Origin of the sequence: Rhodococcus koreensis (assembly GCF_900105905.1) — a bacterium.
GTDB lineage: Bacteria > Actinomycetota > Actinomycetes > Mycobacteriales > Mycobacteriaceae > Rhodococcus_F > Rhodococcus_F koreensis.
Window position 1 is genome coordinate 4,591,358 of record NZ_FNSV01000005.1, and the last position, 16,687, is coordinate 4,608,044.

General features: G+C 67.9%; 16 protein-coding genes. 12 read left to right on the forward strand and 4 right to left on the reverse strand.

Annotated elements, in window-relative coordinates:
- Positions 1-15: 15 nt before the first annotated feature.
- Entirely contained in the window at positions 16-1,455 is a 1,440-nt protein-coding gene (locus BLV94_RS25465) for an amidase (RefSeq protein WP_072938709.1), read from the forward strand.
- A gap of 3 nt (positions 1,456-1,458) precedes the next feature.
- Here BLV94_RS25465 and BLV94_RS25470 read toward each other — a convergent pair whose 3' ends face one another.
- The gene (locus BLV94_RS25470; protein ID WP_072938712.1) at positions 1,459-2,808 is read right to left on the reverse strand and encodes a YhgE/Pip domain-containing protein; all 1,350 of its coding nucleotides are present in this window, start codon (positions 2,806-2,808) and stop codon (positions 1,459-1,461) included.
- A gap of 201 nt (positions 2,809-3,009) precedes the next feature.
- Here BLV94_RS25470 and BLV94_RS25475 point away from each other — a divergent pair, with 201 nt between their 5' ends.
- From BLV94_RS25475 to BLV94_RS25495, 5 genes are all read left to right on the forward strand, one after another.
- Positions 3,010-3,537 (forward strand): peptidase, encoded by a 528-nt coding sequence (locus BLV94_RS25475; RefSeq protein WP_072938714.1) that lies wholly within the window; start codon positions 3,010-3,012, stop codon positions 3,535-3,537.
- Between the two features lie 281 nt (positions 3,538-3,818).
- A complete protein-coding gene (locus BLV94_RS25480) occupies positions 3,819-4,523 on the forward strand; it encodes a TMEM165/GDT1 family protein (protein ID WP_072938717.1) in 705 nt (234 codons plus the stop codon).
- Positions 4,524-4,605: 82 nt separating this feature from the next.
- Positions 4,606-6,282, forward strand: coding sequence for an NAD(P)/FAD-dependent oxidoreductase (locus BLV94_RS25485; protein WP_072938720.1), 1,677 nt, complete (start codon positions 4,606-4,608; stop codon positions 6,280-6,282).
- 13 nt (positions 6,283-6,295) lie between these two features.
- Complete coding sequence (locus BLV94_RS25490; RefSeq protein ID WP_072938722.1) at positions 6,296-7,744, forward strand: ATP-binding protein; 1,449 nt, start codon at positions 6,296-6,298, stop codon at positions 7,742-7,744.
- Positions 7,737-8,084, forward strand: coding sequence for a UBP-type zinc finger domain-containing protein (locus tag BLV94_RS25495; RefSeq protein WP_072938725.1), 348 nt, complete (start codon positions 7,737-7,739; stop codon positions 8,082-8,084). The genes BLV94_RS25490 and BLV94_RS25495 overlap by 8 nt, the downstream gene beginning before the upstream one ends.
- A gap of 1 nt (position 8,085) precedes the next feature.
- On the opposite strand, the gene BLV94_RS25500 is transcribed toward BLV94_RS25495, so the two are convergent.
- Positions 8,086-8,433, reverse strand: a complete 348-nt coding sequence (locus BLV94_RS25500) for a hypothetical protein (protein WP_072938728.1) — start codon at positions 8,431-8,433, stop codon at positions 8,086-8,088.
- A gap of 156 nt (positions 8,434-8,589) precedes the next feature.
- Here BLV94_RS25500 and BLV94_RS25505 point away from each other — a divergent pair, with 156 nt between their 5' ends.
- The 5 genes from BLV94_RS25505 (at position 8,590) to BLV94_RS25525 (ending at position 13,546) form a co-directional block, all read left to right on the forward strand.
- Positions 8,590-9,357, forward strand: a complete 768-nt coding sequence (locus BLV94_RS25505; protein ID WP_072938731.1) for an SDR family NAD(P)-dependent oxidoreductase — start codon at positions 8,590-8,592, stop codon at positions 9,355-9,357.
- A gap of 83 nt (positions 9,358-9,440) precedes the next feature.
- The gene (locus BLV94_RS25510; RefSeq protein ID WP_072938734.1) at positions 9,441-10,070 is read left to right on the forward strand and encodes a class I SAM-dependent methyltransferase; all 630 of its coding nucleotides are present in this window, start codon (positions 9,441-9,443) and stop codon (positions 10,068-10,070) included.
- Positions 10,071-10,144: 74 nt separating this feature from the next.
- On the forward strand, positions 10,145-10,480 hold the full coding sequence (locus BLV94_RS25515; RefSeq protein ID WP_072938737.1) for a hypothetical protein: 336 nt from the start codon (positions 10,145-10,147) through the stop codon (positions 10,478-10,480).
- Positions 10,477-12,762, forward strand: a complete 2,286-nt coding sequence (locus BLV94_RS25520) for a TPR repeat domain-containing protein (protein WP_072938740.1) — start codon at positions 10,477-10,479, stop codon at positions 12,760-12,762. The genes BLV94_RS25515 and BLV94_RS25520 overlap by 4 nt, the downstream gene beginning before the upstream one ends.
- A 148-nt stretch (positions 12,763-12,910) precedes the next feature.
- On the forward strand, positions 12,911-13,546 hold the full coding sequence (locus tag BLV94_RS25525) for a hypothetical protein (RefSeq protein WP_143051418.1): 636 nt from the start codon (positions 12,911-12,913) through the stop codon (positions 13,544-13,546).
- A gap of 51 nt (positions 13,547-13,597) precedes the next feature.
- On the opposite strand, the gene BLV94_RS25530 is transcribed toward BLV94_RS25525, so the two are convergent.
- Together BLV94_RS25530 and BLV94_RS25535 are read right to left on the reverse strand one after the other, a co-directional pair.
- A complete protein-coding gene (locus BLV94_RS25530; protein WP_072938743.1) occupies positions 13,598-14,272 on the reverse strand; it encodes a YoaK family protein in 675 nt (224 codons plus the stop codon).
- A gap of 37 nt (positions 14,273-14,309) precedes the next feature.
- Complete coding sequence (locus BLV94_RS25535; protein ID WP_072938746.1) at positions 14,310-15,866, reverse strand: TM0106 family RecB-like putative nuclease; 1,557 nt, start codon at positions 15,864-15,866, stop codon at positions 14,310-14,312.
- A 162-nt stretch (positions 15,867-16,028) separates the two neighbouring features.
- Here BLV94_RS25535 and BLV94_RS25540 point away from each other — a divergent pair, with 162 nt between their 5' ends.
- Complete coding sequence (locus BLV94_RS25540; RefSeq protein WP_072938747.1) at positions 16,029-16,682, forward strand: DUF6474 family protein; 654 nt, start codon at positions 16,029-16,031, stop codon at positions 16,680-16,682.
- Positions 16,683-16,687 lie beyond the last annotated feature (5 nt).

Sequence of the window (16,687 nt, forward strand, 5' to 3'; positions counted from 1 at the left end):
CAATAGGCTTCTCGAGTGACCGAGTCCAGCACCTCTGCCAGGGACGACGCCGTCGTCCACGCCTTCCGCGACGACGCGCTCGGCGACCTCGACGCCACCGGCCTCGCGGCCTGGATCGCCGCCGGGGAGGTGTCGGTCCGCGAGGTGACGGAGGCGGCGATCGCGCGCGCCGAGTCGGTCGGGCCGACCCTGAACGCCCTGGCGTTCGCCGACTTCGATCGTGCACTGACGGAGGCGGACCGCCCGCACGAGGGCGTGTTCGCGGGAGTGCCGACCGTCGTCAAGGACAATGTGGACGTCGCCGGAGTGCCCACCCAGCACGGCAGCGTCGCGTTCGCCGCGAAACCCGCCCGGGTGGACAGCGACTTCGTCACGCAGTACCTGTCCACGGGTGTGCTCTCGCTGGGCAAGAGCAGGCTGCCGGAGTTCGGGTTCAGCGCGTCCACCGAGTTCATGGACGCCGAGGCCGTGCACAATCCGTGGAATCCCGCGTTTTCGCCGGGTGCGTCGTCGGGTGGTTCGGCGGCGCTCGTCGCCTCGGGTGTGGTGCCCATCGCGCACGCCAACGACGGCGGCGGATCCATCCGCATCCCCGCCGCCGCCTGTGGTCTCGTCGGCCTGAAACCGTCCCGCGGGCGGACGGTCCCCGACGCCATGGACAAGACGCTGCCGATCCGGATCATCGCGCAGGGCGCCGTCACCCGCTCGGTGCGGGACACCGCACGGTGGATGGCGGCCGCCGAACGCTACTACCGCAATCCCACGCTGCCGCCCATCCGGTTGGTCGAGGGGCCGAGCAACACCCGCCTGAAGGTCGGGGTGGTGGTCGATTCGGTCACCGCGTCCCGCACGGACGACGAGACCCGCAAATCGGTCCACGCGACCGCCGATCTGCTCGCGGATCTCGGCCACCACGTCGAGGAGTGCCCGATGCCGGTGGGCACCTCGTTCGTCGAGGACTTCTGCATCTACTGGGGGTTCCTGTCGTTCGTCATCTCCAGCAACGGCAAACGGATGCTCGGACCGGACTTCGACCGCGACGCCACGGACAACCTGACGCGCGGACTCGCCGCGATGTACCGCAAGAACATCGCGAAGACGCCGCGGGTGCTGTACCGGTTGCGGCGCACGTACCGCGAGTACGCGCAGATCTTCCAGAAGTACGACGTGATCCTGTCCCCGACCCTGGCCCACACCACTCCGGAGCTCGGATATCTTTCGCCGGCACAGAGTTTCGAGGAACTGTTCGACAAGCTGATCGCCTACACGGCGTTCACGCCGCTGAACAACGCGTCGGGCGGGCCCGCCATCTCGCTGCCGATGCACGAGACGTCCCGCGGTCTGCCGCTGGCGTCGCACTTCTCGGCCGACCACGGCGACGAGCGGACCCTGCTCGAGTTGGCGTTCGAACTCGAGCAGGCCGCGCCGTGGCGTCGGATCCAGGACGCCGGCTGACGGTCAGGCCCTGCGCCGCAGGCCCATCCACACGACGGCGCCGGCGAGCAGCACGGTGGTGATCCCGAAGCCGACGGCGAGGTGCTCGGCGGTGAGGATCGGCGCCGGTGCGGACAGCGTGCGCGTCACCGCGACCGGTTCGGCGAGCACCGTCGCCAGCTGATTCTGCTGGGCCGCCGTGCGCACCGGCATCGCCGCGACCCCGTTTTTGAGGTCCGTGGACAGCTGCCCGGACAGCGTCTTCAGCTTCGCGAACCCGTCGACGATCTGCGAGGTGGCGCCCTCGAGCATCGCAGGCGCCTGATCGGCGATCGGGACGATGCCGTCGTTCAGTTGCCGGGCCCCGCTGCTCAGCTGAGCGCTGGCGTCGGTGAGTTGACCCATCGCCACCCGCACGAGTTCGCCGAGGTCGGTGTCGGGGCCGACCTGTCCGCCGAGCAGACCGGGCACCGAACCCAGCTGAGCGGAGAGCAGGTCGAGGTCGGCACCGACCTGCCGGAGCGACGGGACCACGTCCGATGCAACGGGTGTGGCGTCGAGGACGCGGATCGCGTCGTCGATCCTGGTGCGCATCTGGGTCGCGCTGGCGTTCGCTTGGCCCAGGGTCAGCCCCAGCGCGCTCAGCCGGTCCGCGAGGCCGTTAGCCGTTCCCGACGTCTCACCGACCACGCCCGCCACCTGATCGGCCACCTCCAGCAGTTGCACCGAACCGGCTCGGGCCGTCTCGAGATACGGGAGCAGGGTGTCGGCGCCCTCGGTGAGCTGTTGCGCAGCATCGTCCGCCGCGGCGGTCCCGGCCGCGAGGAACCCGGCCGTCATTCCCGCCTGCTGGAACCGCGTCCGCGACGAGGACATGTCCGCCAGCAGATCCGTGATGCCGTCCGCGCCGATCTGGGAGGACACCACCCCGGACAGTTCCTCGGACGCCGCGGAGTCGGAACCCGCGACGTCGAGGTCGAGGGTCGCCTGCCGCGGCTTCGCACCCCACACCGAGGAGACGGCCTCGCTGAAGTCCTCGGGCACGGTCACCGTGGCGAACCAGTCGCCGCCCGCCGCCGCGCCCGCGTCGACCACCTGCCAGTCGAACGCCCCGTTCGCCTCGAGCTTCTCGATCAGGGTGTCGCTCGCCCGCACCGGTTTTCCGTCCACGGTCGCACCGGCATCGGTGTTGACGATCGCCACGGTCCGGCTGTCGGCCGAGCCGTCGCCGAGGAACACATATCCGAGCCCGCCTGCGGATGCCAGGACCAGACCTGCCATGGCGGCCGCGGCGACCCGCCGCGGTGTGAGGACCTTTCGCGTCGACTCGGTTCGGGCGTGATTCGCGGGATTCCGTGTGCGCTCAGAGGTCATTCCGGTGAGGGTAGGTGGCTTTCGTAGCGGCAGATTGTGACGATTCTGAGGATTCTCTGAGACGTCTGTGTTCACCTGAGGCAGTTAGCACTCCCATGCTCTTGTGTGCCAGACACTGTCGGGCGCATTCTTCAAGTACCCAACGAGGTGTGCAGAACGAATCATGTTCGAAGCGTGTCATCACACACCGAGGAGGCAGAGATGAACAGGGACGGCTACATCGGCATCTCGCCCTTCCAGGCCGCGGGTACCTTGCGGGGATTCGTCATTTCCGGGCGCTGGCCCGACACCACCAAGGAGTGGGCTCAGCTCCTCGCGCTCGCCGTGCGGGTGGCGTGCGTTCCGGGGTTGCTCCGCACCACCACGGTCTTCGGAGCGCACGAGGACCTGCCCGAGGAACCCGAGCCCGAGACGGTTGGTCTCGTGGTGGCCGAGGGCACGGTCCTCGGGGAGTTCGCGCTCGCTCCGGGCCGGTTCGCGGATCATCTGCCGCCGGCGCTGATGATGCTGCACCCGCCGTCGGAGACCACCCCGTCGCTCCCGGAGTGCGCGGGCGCGGCCTCGGGCTGTGTTCTGCTCCCGGGTCTCCCCCACCTCGGGCTCGAACACCGCGCGGCATGGGTGGAGGCGGAGGCGGACGGGACGGTGACGTCCATGGTCAGCCGGGTCGGCATCGACCCGATCAGCGATCCCGACACCGCTGTTTTGGCCATGCTGCTGGCCTCGTGAGGGTACCCGAAGTTTGAGCCCCCGGGACCCCAAACTTATTGTCGCTTTTGCCTTTTCGTTCGGCCCTCGCTAACGTGGGTCGCAACGAAGGGGAGTAGCCCCCAATCGCCTGTGTCGACATACTGGCGCGGCAATCTCGCACTGCGAGGTTCCGGGCCCGGCCTGGCGGACCGGTTTCCACACCGGTGGGCGAGACCTTCGGCCGACAGACGCATCGCCGCGTCTGCCAGGCCGGAGGAATCCATTCCATCCTCCGACCCACTACTGGAGGAGGATGTGCCGTGCTGACCGCCGCGCTGCTGAGTTTCGGCGTGATCTTCGTCGCTGAACTGGGAGACAAGTCCCAGCTGATGGCGATGACGTTCGCCCTGCGCTACCGCTGGTGGGTCGTCATCGCCGGCATCACCGTCGCGACCACCGTGGTCCACCTGGTGTCCGTGGCCGTCGGCCACTACCTCGGTGTCGCGCTGCCGACCGCGGCGATCAGCGTCGTCGGCGGTATCGCCTTCCTGATCTTCGGCGCGTGGACGCTGCGCGGCGACAACCTCAGCGAAGACGAGCAACTCAAGGCGGGCCGCGCGACCCGCTCCGCGTTCCTGGCCGTCACCTCCGCGTTCTTCCTCGCCGAACTCGGCGACAAGACCATGCTCGCCACCATCACCCTCGCCACCGACCACGACACGATCGGCGTGTGGATCGGCTCGACCGTCGGCATGGTGGCGGCCGATGCCCTGGCCATCGTCGTCGGCGCCGTCCTGGGCAAGCATCTGCCCGAGAGCGTCATCCGCATCGGCGCGGCCGTGCTGTTCTTCGCGTTCGGCGTCTGGCTGCTGCTCGAGGGCCTGTTCCCCGGCAACATCGCCGGTCCGATCGCCGGGGCCGCCGTCGTCGTTCTGGCGCTGGCCGGTGCCGCCGGACGCACGGTGTGGTCGCGGCGCCGCCGGACGGCCGCGGCCGAGCCCGAACAGATGCAGCGCCAGGACTGAACCCGGTCGACAAAGACGCGCCCCGGGGCAATACTCGGAGTCCTTGGAGTACCTCGCAGTTCTCACGGACGAGAGGGCGTGTGTGAACCATCCCGTAGCGAGCGGCAAGCCTGCGATTCTCACCGTCGACGACGACCCCGGGGTGTCGCGCGCCGTCGCCCGCGATCTGCGGCGCCGATACGGTGAGAAGTACCGGATCATCCGCGCCGAATCCGGCGAATCCGCACTCGACGCGATGAAGCAGATGAAGCTGCGCGGCGATCCCGTCGCGGCCATCCTCGCGGACTACCGCATGCCGGCGATGAGCGGGATCGAGTTCCTCGAGAAGGCCATGGACCTGTACCCGGTCGCGCGCCGGGTGCTGCTCACCGCGTACGCCGACACGGACGCGGCCATCGAGGCGATCAACGTCATCGACCTCGATCACTACCTGCTCAAGCCGTGGGATCCGCCCGAAGAGAAGCTGTACCCGGTGGTCGACGCCCTGCTCGAGGCGTGGGCGTCGTCCGATCACCACCCCGCCGAGGAGACGAAGGTCGTGGGGCATCGCTGGGCGCCGCGGTCTTCGGAGGTGCGCGAGTTCCTGGCCCGCAACCAGCTGTCGTACCGCTGGTACATGTCGGACGAGCCGGAGGGCGGGCGGTTGCTCAGCGCCGCCGGCGAGGACGGCCGGCGCCTGCCGGTCGTGATCTGCGCCGACGGCGAATGCCTGGTGGAACCGTCGGACACCGAACTGGGCCGGCATCTCGGACTGCGGACCGACCCGTCGGAGAACTTCTACGACCTCGTCGTCGTCGGCGGAGGCCCGGCCGGTCTCGGCGCCGCCGTGTACGGCGCTTCGGAGGGGCTGCGCACCGCGCTGATCGAGCGGACGGCCACCGGTGGACAGGCGGGGCAGAGTTCGCGCATCGAAAACTACCTCGGGTTCCCCGACGGCGTGTCCGGCGCGCAACTCGCCGAACGGGCCCGCCGGCAGGCCACCCGGTTCGGGGCCGAACTGATCACCACCCGCGACGTCGTGGCACTCGAGGTCAACGGCTCGGCGCGGACGGTCCGGTTCGCGGACGGCGACACCGTCGACGCGCACACGATCATCCTGGCGACCGGCGTCTCGTACCGGCGTCATCCCGCGCCCGGCGTCGACGACCTCACCGGCCGCGGCGTCTACTACGGTTCCGCCGTCACCGAGGCGGCCCGCTGCACCGACCAGGACGTGTACATCGTCGGCGGGGCCAACTCCGCCGGACAGGCCGCCGTCTACCTGTCACGGGGCGCCCGGACGGTCACCATCGTCGTGCGGGCACAGTCGCTTGAGGATTCGATGTCGTACTACCTCGTCCAGCAGATCGAACGGAACCCGCGCATCCGCGTCCGACCGTGCACCGAGGTGATCGGCGTCGAGGGCGACGCGCACCTCGAGAAGATCCGGCTGCGCAACAACGCGACCGGCGACGAGCAGACCGTCGACGCCGGATTCCTGTTCCTGTTCATCGGCGCCGCCCCGCGAACCGACTGGCTCGACGGCGTCGTCGCGCGGGACGAGAACGGGTTCGTCGTGTCCGGCCCCGACCTCGTCGTCGACGGCAAGCCGCCGCGCGGCTGGCCCCTCGACCGCCTCCCGCACCACCTCGAGACGAGTGTTCCGGGGATCTTCGCCGCCGGGGACGTGCGCTCGGAGTCGGCGAAGCGGGTGGCGTCGGCGGTCGGCGAAGGCGCCATGGCCGTGATGCTCGTCCACCGCTACATCGGCCAACCATGACCAGGGGCAGACCATGAGCCGACTTCCGTGCGATCCCCCCGAGCTGAGGACGCTGTTCCTCTTCGAGAAGCTCACCGACCACCAGCTCGAGCAGCTCTGCGAGAAGGGGCACGTCGAGCTGATCGAACCCGGCCCGGTGTTCGCGGAGGGTGAGATCGCGACGTGCTTCTACGTGCTGATCGAGGGCGAACTCGTGCTGAGCAAGCTGTCGGGCGGCGAGGAGATCGAGTTCAACCGGACGTCGCAGCGCGGCGTGTACTCCGGGGCCTGGCAGTCGTACCTCGGCGACCGCGCACCCCAGACGTACACCGCGTCGATGCGCGTCACCGCGCCGTCGAAGTTCTTCGTCCTCGACGCCGACCGGTTCGGGCAGCTGATGCGCGAATGGTTCCCGATGGCCGTGCACCTGCTGGAGGGACTGTTCTTCGGCAACCAGAACGCGAAGCAGGTCGTCGATCAGCGGGAGCGCCTCCTCGCGCTGGGGTCACTGTCGGCGGGGCTCACGCATGAGCTGAACAACCCGGCGGCCGCCGCGGTCCGGGCGACGGCGTCGCTACGCGACCGGGTGTCGCACATGCGGCAGAAACTCGGTGTCATCGCGTCGGGGGTGTACGACCGGCAGGCGCTGGCCACGTTGATCCGGTTGCAGGAGGAGACCGCCGAACTGGTGGCGAAGGCGCCGACGCTCTCTCCCCTCGAGGCGTCCGACCGCGAGGACGAACTCGGCGACTGGTTCGACGACCACGGCGTCTCCGGCGGCTGGGACCTGGCGCCCACGTTCGTGCAGGCCGGGCTCGACGTGCCGTGGCTGGAACGGATCGTCGCCAGTGTCGACGACGCAGCGATGGTCGAGAGCGCGATCCGCTGGCTCAACTACACCATCGAGACCGAACTGCTGATGAACGAAATCGCCGACTCCACCGCCCGGGTCTCCACGCTCGTGAACGCCGCGAAACAGTACTCGCAGATGGACCGTGCCCCCTACCAGCGCATCGACCTGCGGGAACTGCTCGACAGCTCGCTGGTGATGCTCGGCCGCAAGATCGGCGACTCGATCGCGGTGGTCAAGGAATACGATCCCACGCTGCCGCAGATCCCCGCGTACGCCGCGGAACTCAATCAGGTGTGGACGAACCTCATCGACAACGCGGTCGCCGCCATGAACGGCCACGGCACCCTCACCGTCCGCACCCGGCGCGACGGCGACATGGCGCTCATCGAGATCGGCGACACCGGACCGGGTGTGCCCGAAGAGATCCGGTCACGCATCTTCGAACCGTTCTTCACCACGAAACCCGTGGGCGAGGGAACCGGGCTCGGCCTCGACATCTCCTGGCGCATCGTCGTGAAGAAGCACCGCGGCGACCTGCGCGTGGAATCCGAACCGGGCGACACCCGGTTCCAGGTCCGCATTCCGATCGAACCCGAAGTCGCAGCAGCAGAAGGAGTCACCGATGGGTGAGCTGGACGGAATCGACCCGAATGTGCCGCCGAGCGGGGAAGGCTGCGTCGAATGCGACAGCGCCGGCGGGTGGTGGGTGCACCTGCGCCGCTGCGCGCAGTGCGGTCACATCGGGTGCTGCGACTCCTCCCCGGAACAGCACGCCACCAAACACGCCGCCGACACCGGGCACCCCGTCGTGCGGAGCTTCGAACCGGGCGAGGACTGGTTCTGGAACTACGCCACCGAGACGGCGTTCGAAGGTCCCGAACTTGCCCCGCCGCAACATCATCCGATCGATCAGACCGTCCCCGGTCCCGGCCCCCGGGTTCCGTCGGACTGGCAGGCGCACGTTCACTGACTCAGAGTTGCGCGAAACGCTGTGCCGTCGCCGCGTCCTGCTCGTCGTACCGGGCCAGCGCCGCTTCGAACTTCGCCTTCAGGTCCAAGGCGTAACGCTCGTGCGCGGCGAACGTCCCGACCGCCGAATTCTCTTCCGCGACGCCCGGGCCGCCGATCGCCGTCGCCCGGAACCGCGCGGCCAGTTCCGCCGCCGACCGCAGATGGGTTTCGCCGAGGCCGAAGTTCTCCGGCGCGAGTTCGCGGTGCGCCCGCTCCCGCAGGTCCCGCATGTCCGCCGCCAACACCTCGCACGCGGCGATACACCGCACCAACGCGTCCCGATCCACTTCGAGCCGATCCTCGGTCATCCGTCCCCCTACGGTCGTCGCTCCACCCGCGAGAGAAACTACCCGCTCCCCCGCCGGCAATGCTTCCCTCAGCGCTGCCTTCACACCGAGCGACCGTTATGGTGCAGGTCACCAGGGTCGGCCAACGAAGGTCGCCGGAAACGAAGGATGCGAACTGTGGAAATTCAGGGAACCGCCGCACTGGTCACCGGAGCAGCCTCGGGCCTCGGTGCCGCCACCGCCAAGCGTCTCGCCGACGCCGGCGCCACCGTGTTCGGACTGGACCTGCAGCAGTCCATCGAACGCGCCGGCGACACCGTCCCCGACGGTGTCACCCTCCTCGCCACCGACGTCACCAGCGGCGACGAGGTCCAGGCCGCGATCGACACGATCGTCGAGTCGGGTCTGCCGCTGCGCATCGTCGTCAACTGCGCCGGCGTCGGCTGGGCCGGCCGCATTCTGTCGAAGAAGGGCCCGCACGACCTCGAACTGTTCCGCACCGTCATCACCGTCAACCTGCTCGGCACGTTCAACGTCCTGCGCCTCGCCGCCGACGCCATCTCCAAGACCGACACCGTCGACGAGTCCGGGCAGCGCGGCGTCATCGTCAACACCGCATCCGTCGCCGCATTCGAGGGCCAGATCGGCCAGATCGCCTACTCCGCATCCAAGGGCGGGGTGCACGGCATGACCGTCCCCGCCGCCCGCGACCTCGCCCAGTTCGGCATCCGCGTCAACACCATCGCCCCCGGCATCATCGACACCCCGATGCTCGCCGGTGTCACCGACGAATACCGCAAGGGCCTCGAAGCCGGCGTGCCGTTCCCGTCCCGCCTCGGACAGCCCGCCGAGTACGCACAACTCGTCCAGATGATCGTCGAACACGACTACCTCAACGGTGAGACCATTCGTATGGACGGCGCCCTGCGCATGGCGCCGCGGTAGGCGGCTCCGCCGCCCGTGCGTGGTTAACGAGTCTCTGGACTCTTCAACCGCGCACGGGCGCGAAGCGCCCTAGGAGGGCTGAAATGGGGTTCTACTCGGACCGGATCGTCCCGCGACTCGTCGACATCAGTTGCGGGATGAAGTTCACCGAACCGACGCGGCGACGCGTCTGCGCCGGGCTGCGCGGGCGCGTGGTGGAGATCGGATTCGGGTCGGGCCTCAACATCCCGTTCTACCCGGCCGCCGTCGAGTCGGTGAGCGCCGTCGAACCCGCCGACCTCGGCTGGAAGCTGGCCGGCAAGCGCCTGGCGGCGTCGACGACGCCGGTCGAAAGGTCCGGCCTCGACGGTCAGTCACTCCCCTTCCCCGACAACAGTTTCGACACCGCACTGTCCACCTGGACGATGTGCACCATCCCCGACGCCGACGCCGCGCTCCGAGAGGTCCTGCGCGTCCTGAAACCCGGCGGCACACTGCATTTCGTCGAGCACGGTCTCGCCCCGGACGAAAACGTCCAGCGGTGGCAGCGCCGGCTCGAACCGATCCAGAAAACCGTCGCCGGTGGTTGCCACCTCACCCGCGACATCCCCGCCCTGGTCACGAACGCCGGTTTCGACATCCAGGACCTCGACCGCTTCTACGAGACAGCCGCACCGAAAATCGTCGGCGCCTACTCACTCGGGGTTGCGGCTTCGCCACCCGTGCGCGGCTGAGGAGTCCAGGGACTCGTCAACCACTCACGGGGCGCTAGGCTGCTGTCGATCCGTGAACAGACGAGGGGGGCTTCGTGGGGACGTTGAAAGCTGATCTGGAGCAGCTCGACAAGCTGGGGGGAACTTTGCGCGCACTGGCCGACGAGGCCGGTGGTCTGCGAACCGGTCCGGCGGCAGGACCGTTCGCGTCCACGCTTGGAGGTGTGATGAGCTCCGTCATCGAGGCATCCGGCATCTCCGCGGATCTCGTGGATGCAGCGCTCGTGCCGGCGATCAAGGAACGACTCGGCGAGACCGGCGACGTGATGATCCATGTCGCGCAGGAGTACCGGAACCAGGACGAATCGTCAGCCGACCGGTTCGTCGCCGCCTACACGAACGCCACCGGCGAGTGGAGCGGCGAAGCATGAGCCTCACTCGCACCCAGATCGACTCCTGGAATCCCGCGACTCTGACCGAGATCGGTGACGCATGGATCGCCCTCGGCACCAAGGTCGAAGATCTCTTCACCCGATACGTCGACGGCGTGACCAAGGTCAACGACACCTACTGGGAGGGCAAAACCGCCGAGGCCGCCCAGAACCGGGCGAATGCCGACAAGAAGACGGCGCTTGTCGTGGTCGATCAACTGGAAGCACTCGCCAACCGTGCGAAGCAGGGTTTCCACGACGTCGACGCACCCTTGCAGCGTGCGCGGATGGCGATCGTGGCCGCCGAGTCTGCGGGTTTCCGCGTAGCCGACGACCTGACGGTCACCGATCCCGGGACCCCCGATCCCGACAACGATCGCGTGAACGACATGACCGGATGGCAACGCGACATCGCCGACGCCGCGTCGGCGACGGAAACTGCCGACGCAACCGTCAGGGACGCACTCGCTTCCGCTCGCGACGGGCTCCGGGCAACGTTCACCTCCGCCGCGGCGCTGGGCTCCGATCAGGGTGCGTCCGACGGTACGCAACTCGTCTCCGACCCCGCCGGATTGAATCCCGAGCAGGTCCAGAGACTGACCGAGGCCGGGGAACTTACCCCCGAGCAGCTCGACGCCGTGAACTCCGGCAACGCCGCGACGATCCCTGCGTCGCAGATGGAGTACCTGAATCAGGTCAGCCGGTCACTGGACGGAAAGAGTCCACAGGAGATCCAGCAGATCATGGACAAGCTACCTCCGGACTCTGCGCGTGCCCTGGCGAACTCGCTTCAAATCGTGTCGAACGACAAGATCACGGCCACCATCAAGGGCGACTCGCAGGTGCCGACGACCGGCGGCCTGAACCTGCTACCCGATAAGATGGTCGAATCGCTGACCCGGGACGATCTCGTGACCCGCGGTTTCAAGATGGTCGGGCCCACCGGTGCATCCAGCGTCGAACTGAACGGAGTCGCCGACAACCAGGCGATCGCCGACATCGTCCAGGCAGGCGATGCGCAGTACAAGAGCGGCAGCAGCCTCGATCAGCACCTTCTGGAGGTCGGTCGCCAGTACCTCGACGCCCAGGTCGCGCACGAACAGAACCCAAACCACAAGTTCGAGTACTTCACGGTCGACGGCCGGGGAACCGAGAACACGGCGATCACCGAAGGCATCTTCACCGCCGTCGGCGACGACAAGATCGCCGTTCAAAACGCGGTCACCCAGCCCGACACCGGCCAGAATCTGGTGCGCGACGTCCTCACTCACAACTGGTCCGACAACGGGCAAGCAGCAGCCTCGATGTTCCGGTTCGACGACGCAGAGGCCACTGTCGAGGACCCCCGCAACCCGGCCGACGTCGAAGCCGCGACACGCAGCGGGCAGATCATGTCAGCCCTCGCCGAGAACATGAGTACCGACTGGGACACGTTCCGGGGAATACCCGGCACCGACGGGCAATCCGTCGGAGAGGTCAACCCGGACCTCCTTCGGACCATGTCCCACAGCATGAGTCCGTACATCAGCGACCTCGCGGGCGCCGGCCGACCAGAGAACCCCGGCTTCAACATCGGCACCTGGGCAGACCCCGCCGACAACAACCACTTCGGCGGCTCGTCGAACGTATTCGCCGTGATGAACACCGACCCCGAGGCCGGAACACACTTCACCCAGTCCTCGATGCAGGAAATCCTTGCCGCGGAGGGCCGGTACGCACACGACCCCGCGGCACCCCTGGCCGGTGGCGACCTCTCCACCGCAGGCCGAATCCACGGCCTCATGGACAGGGGACTACTCCTCTCGACCGAGGACAGCTACAGCGACAAGGCCGAGCAGGCGCAGGCAATCTACGACCGCAAAGCGGCGGCATACGGCGCTCTCACCAGCATCGGCTCCGTAGGCCTGGACCGCCTTCCCGGCGGGGAATTCATCAACACCATGATCGACGCGGGCGGCGACCCCCTGAAAGACGCCGTCATCGGCAAGGCGCCGGGGCCGGCACCCTCCGTCGCCCTGGAAGCTCCGGACTTCTACCGCGACTACTACAACATTCTCCAAGCGACGCCGGAGCTTCCCGCGAGCTTCCGAGGGGATTACCCCTGGGCATTCGATTCGTCTGGCGACCTCCTGTCTTGGGAGGACCTCCGTTCGAATGCCGAGATGAAAGGTTACGGAAAGGATCCTCTCCAAACCATGTTCAGCAACCTCGGCGATCCGGCCGACGGGAACGGGGAACGTATCCGAAACGGTTACGACGACGTGGTACGCAACGATGGTTGATCGCGCGGGTTTCGCACTCACCTTGGGAACGGTGGTTCTTCTGTCGACCAGCTGCGCCGAGGAAACTGCACCTGAACCGGATCCGCCTCCTCCGGCAGAGACCACGGTCTTGTACTCCAACGTCTGGTCTGGCGGATCCGATGTCGACGTGTCCAACCGGAGCGCCGAACTCGTACGCGCGGCCTACGAGGCGGGAGAACTCACGTCCTATGTAGGCCTGAGCAACTCGTATCCCGGATATGAAAGTGCTGTCGGCGGCCCCGCGAGACAAGGTGATCGCGACAAGGAGGAGTTCCTCACCTGGCGAGAACCTGAGGACACCAGCCAGGCTGCGGGAACGAACTTCGTGTACATCGCCGACTTTGCAACCACGGATTCAAGAGTGGCGGCCACGGTATGTAGTTACGAGCTCTTTTCCGAGCCGCGCCCAAACATCACCCTGAATCCATTGAATGCGGCGTTCCGTGTCGAGCTGGAACGGACCGCCGCCGACCCGGGGCAGCCGGGAATTCCCGACACCGACCCTGCCCAGCAGGACGCTCGTGCGAATCGGGTGCCGACGTGGAATGTGTTCGAGGGCTGGAAGATCACCAAGCTCCACTACCTGCGCCGGCTGGACGGTGATGTCATTCCTCAGGGGTGCACGGACTGGTGGCAGCAGCAGTTCCCGGCATTCGCCGCGAATGCGTCCGGCAACCTCGTTCCGCCTCCCGGTTTCGAGCCGCCGACGATGCCGGTCGCCGTCCAGTATCCGGAGTGGATCGGGCCCGCGAATTCGGAGTAGGCGGCTTCGCCGCCCGTGCGTGCGTAAGGAGTCCCTGGACTCGTCAACCGCTCACAGGCGGCGGCGCCGCACGTCGTCGACGTAGAACAGGATGAGGGCGACGATGAGGAGGGCCGCGGGGATCCAGGCGGCGGATCCGCCGAAGTAGCGGGTGGCGAAGGCGCCGAGGACGGCGCCGCCCGCGAAGCTGCTCACGATGGCTGCGTACACCCGGGTGTGCCGCCGCGATTCGGGGATCTTCTCGATGAATCCGGCGTACGCCGCCTCGGTGAAGCGCATGAGGTTGCCGGTGGTGGCGACGGCGATGTAGGACAGCGATCCGATGGTGCGGAACAGGCCGAACTGCATGGCCGCGACGAACGCGATGGGCACGGTGACGAGCGCGTTGGGGACGTCCGGGGGGACGAACGCGACCGCGACGAGGACGACGATCTGCGCGACCATCGCGATCCGGATCGGGTGGTCGAAGACGCTGTGGGCGAGTTCGCCCTTGAGCAGGTGCGCGAATGCGACTCCGACGATGAACGCGAGGATCGGCCACAGGTGTGCGCGTGCGGCGTGGAAGTGCCGCTCGGACAGGTCGATGGCCATGAGGATGACGTTGCCGGTCTGGGCGTTCGCGAAGACGCCGCCGCGGCTGATGTAGGTGTAGGCGTCGAGGAAGCCGCCCGCGGCGGTGAGGAGCAGCGCGAACCGCAGCGTCGTGGATGTCTTCGGCACCTCCACCTGACCACCCCTACCGAATCGGGCCCTGCATTGCAGCCTAGAGGTCGGATGCGAGCGGGATCTCGTTCTCGGCCCGATCCGACATCCATTCGCGCAGTACTTTCGTGGCGATAACGTCGTCCTCGTTGTATTGCAGCAGTCGTTCGCGCTGGGTGAGGTCGGGTTCGCCGTCGTAGCCGACGGCTTCGCGGTACCAGCTCATGGATGCTTCGCCACCGGCGTCGGCGTCGCGCCACCGGAATCCGGCGACGGGGGCGATCTTCTTGAGGCCCTTGCCGCCGGGGCAGATGAACTGGTCGCTGATCGCCTGGTAGATGTCGACCCATTGTGGGCTGTCGATGAATTCGCGGATCTCGGCTTCGGTGGGGATGCCGGGCGTCCCGGCGAACCGGCGGGCGGAGTCCAGCAACCACTTGTCCTCGGCGGACCGCGAATAGCAGTAGGCGGCGAAGGTTCTGCCGCTCAGGGCCGCCGCTTCCCGCTCGGCCATCAGCCACGTCCAGAATTCCGCGAACGACCGGGCCTCGTCCTGCGTCGGCACCGGGTCCCAGCTGACGAACGGCCGGTACGCGGACACCCCGTCCACGTTGAGCAGTGTCCCCCACAGGTAGGCGCCGTGCTCCTGGTAGCTCTCCATGTCGACGTCGACCTCGACGTCGGCGCGCGTCACCCGGATCTCGGGGAAGCGTCGCACCAGCGGCGCCCCCGCGAGCCAGGCCTTGGCGGTGACGACGGCGTCCTCGAACGCGCCGTGCGGCCAGTCCTCGAGGGGTTCGCGGTCCCATGCGGCGAGGTCGTCGATGGTGTGGCAGCCCGCGTCGCGCAGCATGTCGGCGCGCGACCCCGTGGCCACCAGGCTCACGTCGTGCGTCTGTGTCAGCTGTTCCTCGCACCCGGGCCACCACGGGCAGGACCGGCATTCGCCGATCCTCGACGGCACGGTCGCCGATTCCCCGCGTGCGACGGCGAGCCGGTCGGCGAAGCGTTCGTCGTAGTCGTCGAGGATGGTGGTGAGGTCGTGCACGTAGATGACGTCGGAGCCGTAACCGATGGCGCCGGCCACCAGGGCGGGACTCGCCAGCCCGTGCCGCTCGAGCATCCGGTACACCTGCGCGACGCGCATCTGGTCGCGGACCTGGCTGCGGGGCTTCCGCGCCACGTCCTCCTGCGGTTTCCACTCGAACATTCCCGACGTCACCGCGCCGCGGCCGGGATCGGTGACCTTGTGGTTGACGACGATCACCGGGATGTACCCACCGCGGTCCTCGTCGCGGAGCAGAATCTCGCAGCGCGCCCTCCGGCCGGCGTCGCGGTCGAGCGGGAGCACGGCTCCCCAGATGCGGTCCACGCCCGCCTCGCATGCGGCGAGGGTGTCCTCGGCGCGCCGGCGCAGGCTCTGCTCGGTGTCGATCTGCACCCACCGTTCCGGTGCGTGCTCGGTGAGGGTCCGGCGGACCTCGTCACGTTTGGCGGCGGCAGCATCCTGGCGCTGGCGGACGCCCGGGTCCTCCGGCGCGGCCGCGAGTTGTTCGGGGAACGCCGCGTCGAGGTGCACCCGGTGGCGGCACCGCGTCAGGGCGCTGGCATCGATCACCGTCCCCGACACCTTTCCGGGAGAGGCGTCGGGTTCTGATTGCTGACCGATATGGGAACACACGATGACGAAGATTATGTGCTCCCCTAGGCTGATCCCGAAGCACCGGATGCAGTTGGTAGCGTGGGCTCCGCTGAAACACCAGGAAAAGGGGTCTTTTCGATGGGGTTGTTGAAGAAACGTAAGTCCCGAGCCACCCGCAAGGCGGAAGCCAAGGCACTCCGGCACAAGGCTGGAGTGGAGGCGAAGCTGAGCGCGAAGAACGAACGGAAACGCGACAAGCATGCCGCGAAGGCCGGGCGCAAGCTCGAGGCCGCCGAACTGAGGTCGCTGAAGAAGGTCGAGAAGGCTCAGATCGCTGCGTTGAAGGCCGAGGAGAAGGCCGCCGCCCAGAAGGGTTTCACGGTCGCCGCCGTCCGCAAGTACCTCGGTGTCGCTCGACTGCTGACACCGGTGCTGCTGCCGATCGCCTACCGCGCCGCCACCGTCGTGCGCGGGCAGATCGACGCCCGGCGTGCCGACCGGATGGGCATCGACGTCGACCAGCTCGCCAACTTCACCGGGCACGGCGCCAAGCTCAGCGCCCGCATCGCCGGTGCCGAAAGCACCACCACGGAGATCCTCGCGCAGAAGCCGGACGACGCGGAGACGCAGAAGTTCGCCGCCGCCATCCGCGACCGCCTCAGTGATCTCAACACCGCCGTCCGCGCGGCCGAGCAGATGCCGCAGGCCCGCCGCAAGGCCGCCCATCACGCCATCTCGTCCGAACTCGACGGAGTCGAAGCCGATCTCCTCGCCCGCCTCGGCGTGCGCTGAACGAC